This is a genomic window from Proteiniphilum sp. UBA5463 (genome assembly GCF_002427225.1).
GTDB classification, from domain to species: Bacteria; Bacteroidota; Bacteroidia; order Bacteroidales; family Dysgonomonadaceae; genus Proteiniphilum; species Proteiniphilum propionicum.
This window is the reverse complement of record NZ_DIQL01000045.1, coordinates 26,627-32,840: the sequence shown is the minus strand read 5'-3', so window position 1 is coordinate 32,840 and position 6,214 is coordinate 26,627. Positions and strand designations below refer to the sequence as shown.

Below are 6,214 nucleotides of genomic sequence, written 5' to 3'. Positions count from 1 at the left end.
TTTTCACACATTGGATCGTAAATATATATTCCGTTGGTTGTCCCAACCCATATCTTCTCATTGCTATCTTGGAGCAGCGACAGGATTTTATTTGAACCGATGCTACGGCTATTTTCGTTGTCTTTCTTAAAGATTTTAAACCTTAGCCCGTCGTACCGGTTCAACCCGTCTAACGTGCCAAACCAAATGAAACCGGTTTTATCCTGTAAGATAGAATATACCATATTTTGCGAAAGGCCGTCCTCTACAGCCATATTTCTGAAATAATAATCGGAGTTTTTGGCCAAAGATGCCGGTGATAACAGCAAACCGCCCAGGCAAAACAACACGGCTGTTATTATAGGTACTTTCGTATTCATTATTCATCCAAAATTAATGTCGAGGTTAATTAATAACTAAAGTAATTATTTTTTCGGTAAATTTTATTGATTTTCACCTCTTATAAACGGGAATTGTGCGAAATGGGAAGATAGTATCATTTTGTGAAATGATATTCCTCTTTGTGCCTGGATTTATCAATTAATTTTGATCGGGGCACTTTTTAATCAATTTCAGAAGAGGAGAACAAAGAATGAATCCAACCATCAAAAAAACAGGAATTCTTATTTTTTCGTTGGCAATAAGTCTCAATATCGTTTATTCTCAAAAAATATCATAGGAGAGCCTTCTTCTTGAGATGACAAACAGGAAGACTTTGGCTGAATATCCTTCACCCGGCTATTTCTGTAAACAATTCAGCAGTTACGACCGGGCATCGGTTGAATCTGATCAAAAAAGCTGGTTTGCTAATTGGGACAGAAGCATGTTTGTAAGAACTGAAACCGATCACGGCAGAAAGGAGTATGTGCTGATGGATGCAAAAGGACCGGGAGCTATCGTAAGGATGTGGATGACATTTTCCGGCGAGAATTCGAGACGAGGAGTGCTAAGGATTTATCTCGATGATTATTTTGCAATCCGCACAATTACCCTTAAAATTAACGCTGAGAATTATGAACAAGCACTTCGAAGCACTATAATTCACATTTCATTTGATGGCATAAGGACAATCAGTGCTCCTATCGGCGACTTTTTCGGTACAGGTTATAAGATAAGAAAAAACCATTCATGGTACACGAAAGTGGACGATGACAGTACTATGTCGTGTTACTGGGTGATGCCTTTTAAAAGGAAATGCAATATCTTGCTCGAAAACAAAGGGGATCAGAATATCAACATTGAACAAGCAAAGGCATAGAGTTATAGAGCCATTTTACGAGCAGGATACGATAGGTGTAGAAATACTGAGAAATTTAGATATTAATAAGGGAAAGAATTTACTGCAAATAGAATATTTGGAACATGAAAATTATGATGGAACTAAATACCAGGTTGGTATGGATTGTATTGAGTTCTTCAATCATTAGCCCTTGACATGGGACGGCATTGAGCACGACAACAGCTCCCTCCAGCGAAGATAGATGATTTTTGTCTGGTAATATCTAGACGAATTCGTTTAAAAAACCTCTATCTTTGTATCTGTAAATATAAAGTTCAATTTTCGCATAATTTATGAATGTAAATGATTACAGTTAAATATAAAACATTGTTTGTCGCGAACTTAGTTGTAATTGTAATGCATGCGAATCTTAAATAAAGAGATAAAACAGATGGCAAGAAAGAGAAAACAACTTCCCTTGCTGGAAGGTGTGACAATTACCGGCGTAGCTGCCGAAGGTAAGGCGGTGGCGAAGGTTGATGGCATGACGCTGTTTGTACCTTTTGCAGCTCCCGGCGATGTGGCCGACATCCAGCTAACGCGTAAGAAGAGCACTTTTGCCGAGGGGAGGGTAGTGCGGTTTCAGCAATTTTCAACGCAGCGGAGCGATCCTTTCTGCCGGCACTTCGGGATGTGTGGCGGCTGCAAGTGGCAGCACCTGCCCTATGAGGAGCAGCTGCGGCACAAGCAGCAGCAGGTGGTTGACAACCTTACAAGGATAGGCAAGGTAGAACTGCCAGAGATCACCCCCATTCTGGGAGCACCTGATACCACTTTTTACCGCAACAAGCTTGAATTTACATTCTCCAACAAACGGTGGCTCACCGAGGAGGAGATAAGCTCTGGTAAGGAGTTCACTCAAATGAACGCTCTTGGTTTCCATATCCCCGGCATGTTCGATAAGGTGCTTGATATCGACAAATGCTGGCTGATGGATGATTTTTCCAATCAGATCCGGAATTGCATACGGGAGTTTTGCCTGGAAAAGGGTTTCCCTTTTTTTGATCTGCGCTGCCAAAATGGGCTCATGCGCACCCTTATGATCCGCAACAGTTCCATAGGAGAATGGATGGTGATTGTGGTTTTTTATGAAGATGATGTAGAAAAAAGAGAGGAGTTGATGAATTTCATAAGTGATAGATTTCCACAAATTACATCACTGCTATACATCATTAACCAAAAAGCAAACGATACCATTACCGACCAGGAGGTGGTGACCTGGCGCGGCAGGGATCATATCTTTGAAGAGATGGAAGGATTGAGCTTCAAGATCGGCCCCAAGTCGTTCTACCAGACTAACAGCGAGCAGGCATATCATCTTTATGAGGTTGCACGTAGCTTCGCACAGCTCACAGGCAATGAGCTGGTGTACGACCTTTATACCGGTACTGGCACCATCGCCAACTTTGTTGCAAGTGAGGCAAAAAAAGTAATTGGTATTGAGTATGTAGAGGAGGCAATTGAGGATGCAAGGGTAAACGCGCAGATAAACGGGATCGAAAATGCGCTCTTTTTTGCCGGTGATATGAAGGATGTACTTACGGCGGAGTTTATTTCAGAACATGGTCATCCCGACGTAATTATTACAGATCCGCCCCGCACTGGTATGCACGTAGATGTTGTCAATGCCATTTTGTTTGCAGCACCAGAAAGGATTGTCTATGTAAGCTGTAACCCGGCCACTCAGGCGCGTGATCTTAATCTGCTGGACTGCAAATACAAGGTTAAACGAGTACAGCCGGTCGACATGTTCCCACATACCCACCATGTGGAGAATGTGGTGTTGTTGGAGAAAAGAGGTTAATTTGATTATGAATGTTCGCACATCTACTTTCGTACTATTAATGGCAGTTGTTTTTGTTATTACCGTGGACAATGTTTTTGCCGCGGAACCACAACAAGAGCAGGTGCTCAAGATGCTATACGAGATGATGGAAGATAAGGCAGTGTTCATGTCCGAAAAAGAAGAACGTGTCGCCTCGATAAAGCAGATGTTGAGAATGCCCAATATGAACGAGATGCAGCGATACGACATAAACCTGCAGTTGTTTAACGAGTATAAAACTTATATTTCCGATTCTGCCATTCATTACGCTAAGCAGAATGTGGAGCTCTCCGAAAGCTTAGGTGATAGCTACAGAATCAATGAATCGAAACTTAATCTCACCTCTTTATATATAGTCTCGGGACTCTATATCGAGGCATTAGATATTCTCACGAATATCAATAAAACTGAGCTCGCCGATAACCTGTTAGTCAACTATTATGATAGCTATAAGCAGTTATATAGAAGCTACTCGTTCAATAATCCCATTGCTCCTGTATATACCGTTAAGAGCAGCCTGTACCGGGACTCGTTGTTAAGTGTCCTGAATAAAGAATCCAACCATTACAAGATTGTTTTTGCCGAAAAGCTGTTCGACGAAAATCGATTAGCCGAATCACAACAAATTTTACAAGAGCTAATCAATCAATCGGAAGAGGAGAATCATGAAAAGGCCGTTTTAACCTATGCCCTTGCAAATATTTACCGTAAAGAAGGAGATATTGACAAGCAAATAGCCTATTATGCGATATCGGCTATTTGCGATATAAAGAATGCGATTAAGGAAAATGCTTCTATGCAGGCATTGGCGATCACACTATTTGAGACCGGTAACATAGAAAAGGCTTATGATTGCATCAAATCGTCGATGGAAGATGCCATGTTTTGTAATGCCCGTTTGCGGACGTATGAAATCTCACAAATACTTCCGATAATCGATTCGGCTTATCAGGAAAAAGTCAGGAATCAGCAGTCAGAACTGCAGCTCTTCCTTGTTCTGGTGAGTCTCTTGTCGCTGTTCCTCATCATCGCTGTTATCTACGTCTATCGACAAATGAAAAAGATCGCCCGAATAAGAAAGGAGTTATATCAAACGAATCTGAAGTTGAATGACCTGAATAATGATTTACAACGTACTGTCGATCAATTGAACAGAACGAATAGAAAATTGTCGGATGTAAACGATGAATTGTCCGAATCCAACGAAATAAAGGAAACCTATATCGGCCATTTCCTAGATCTTTGTTCCACCTATATAGATAAGCTAGAGAAATACCGGAACACGCTCAATAAAAAAGCTGCCGAACGAAAGATAGACGAACTTTTCAGGATGTTGAAATCGCATGATATGATTGATCAGGAGCTGAAGGAGCTATATAAACTGTTCGATAACATCTTTCTTCATCTGTATCCCAATTTCGTGGAGGAATTTAACTCTCTGTTGCTCGAAGAAGAACAATTTAACCTGAAACCTAATGAATTGCTGAACGTAGAACTACGTATATTTGCCCTGATCCGGTTAGGGATAACCGACAGTTCACGCATTGCCAATTTCCTGCATTATTCGGTAAACACTATCTATAATTATCGTACTAGAGTACGAAATAAAGCGGCTGTACCCCGCGATAAATTTGAAAGTCTTGTGAGGAAAATTGGAGTTATACAGAAAATTTGAGATATATATCATCTACTTTTTCACGTCTCTATATTTGAGTATTATGCTGATGTACAGACTGTATAACTATTGTTGTATCTATATGTTAACTATCCTGATTTTTTTTCTGTTACTTCATCTTTTACATTTGCCTATGTTATTGTTGAATTTATCTTGAGGCTACTATTCATTGAAATTAAACGAGAACGATGAAATTTTAATTAGTCGACCCTAGAAAAGTACTAATGTAAATTGATGTATAAATGTGACTATAACCTTTGTATTTTTTATTTTCTAAATTTATTAACATGGGGGAAAAACAAAAATTATCCAAAGAGCCTATTGCATGCAGGTTATTATTATTATTGATGTTGTGTGTAATATTCAGTATTCATCTGTCGGCTCAGAATCAAAAAACTATTTCCGGGAATATCACTGATGAGAATGGTGTTTCTGTTATAGGTGCTTCCGTTTTTGTAAAAGGGACTACAACCGGTACCGTAAGTGATATCGATGGTAATTTTTCTTTGGCAGTGCCCGAATCATCAGTAATAACCATATCTTATATGGGATATCACCCGCAGGAGATATCGGTTGCTGGTAAAACGAATCTCTCTATTGTGCTAAAAGAGGACAATCAGCTGCTGGATGAGTTGGTTGTAATCGGATATGGTGTGATGAAAAAAAGAGATCTCACAGGCGCTGTATCATCGGTTTCGGGGGAGACGATGAAGGACAAGCCGGTAGCCAGTATCGGGGAAGCGCTTCAGGGACGGGCTGCAGGTGTGCAGGTCATCTCCTCCGGTAAACCGGGTGACAATGTCTCCTTCCGCATCAGGGGAATTAGCACTATCAATAACAGCGAACCGCTTCTGGTTATAGACGGGGTACCCACGGACCTGGGAATCAATTCCCTGAATATGGAAGATGTGGAAACCGTGGATGTGCTCAAAGATGCTTCTGCCACTGCCATTTACGGGTCGCGGGGGGCAAACGGCGTCATATTGGTTACCACGAAGAAGGGGAAATCTGGTGACGGATCTATCTCATTTAGTGCGAACTGGGGAGTACAAACTGCTACCGGCATGCCACAGATGTTGAATGCTACACAGTTTGCCTCGTTACATAACGAGATGATTGCCAATTATAACCAGTTCGCCTCCTCCCCGCTGACACAGCGCGCCGACTTTGCTGATCCAACGGTTTGGGGTGAAGGTACCGACTGGCTTGATGAACTCTTCCGTTCGGCGAGAATGAGAAACTATACGGTTTCCTATTCCGGAGGTAGTGATAAGGGAAATTATTATGTGTCGGGAGGAGTATTCGATCAGGACGGTGTTGTGTCTAATACATCATACCGACGATACACGGTGCAGTTCAATAGCGAATCGAACGTGCGTTCATGGATAAAATTCGGGAACAATATAACCCTGAGTCACGATATCAAGAAACAGGGTTCTTATGATATTCGCGGTAC

The 6,214-nt window shown here is 41.2% G+C and carries 5 protein-coding genes; 4 read left to right on the top strand and 1 reads right to left on the bottom strand.

Annotated features, from left to right (window positions below; translation table 11 throughout):
* Positions 1-359, bottom strand: a 359-nt coding sequence (locus tag B3B27_RS07500) for a ligand-binding sensor domain-containing protein (RefSeq protein ID WP_349681149.1), incomplete at its 3' end; no start/stop codon positions are given.
* Positions 360-694: 335 nt separating this feature from the next.
* Here B3B27_RS07500 and B3B27_RS07495 point away from each other — a divergent pair.
* The 4 genes from B3B27_RS07495 to B3B27_RS07480 form a co-directional block, all read left to right on the top strand.
* Entirely contained in the window at positions 695-1,237 is a 543-nt protein-coding gene (locus B3B27_RS07495; RefSeq protein ID WP_238868163.1) for a DUF2961 domain-containing protein, read from the top strand.
* A gap of 412 nt (positions 1,238-1,649) precedes the next feature.
* The gene (gene rlmD / locus B3B27_RS07490) at positions 1,650-3,062 is read left to right on the top strand and encodes a 23S rRNA (uracil(1939)-C(5))-methyltransferase RlmD (protein ID WP_238868162.1); all 1,413 of its coding nucleotides are present in this window, start codon (positions 1,650-1,652) and stop codon (positions 3,060-3,062) included.
* 7 nt (positions 3,063-3,069) lie between these two features.
* Positions 3,070-4,758, top strand: a complete 1,689-nt coding sequence (locus B3B27_RS07485) for a DUF6377 domain-containing protein (RefSeq protein ID WP_238868161.1) — start codon at positions 3,070-3,072, stop codon at positions 4,756-4,758.
* 287 nt (positions 4,759-5,045) lie between these two features.
* Positions 5,046-6,214 (top strand): SusC/RagA family TonB-linked outer membrane protein (locus B3B27_RS07480; RefSeq protein WP_286847215.1); only part of this gene is annotated, 1,169 nt, incomplete at its 3' end.

Bases quoted from the DNA above. Each gene is read 5' to 3' on its own strand.
- rlmD (WP_238868162.1), top strand. From the start codon at position 1,650: ATGGCAAGAAAGAGAAAACAACTTCCCTTGCTGGAAGGTGTGACAATT.
- B3B27_RS07485 (WP_238868161.1), top strand. From the start codon at position 3,070: ATGAATGTTCGCACATCTACTTTCGTACTATTAATGGCAGTTGTTTTT.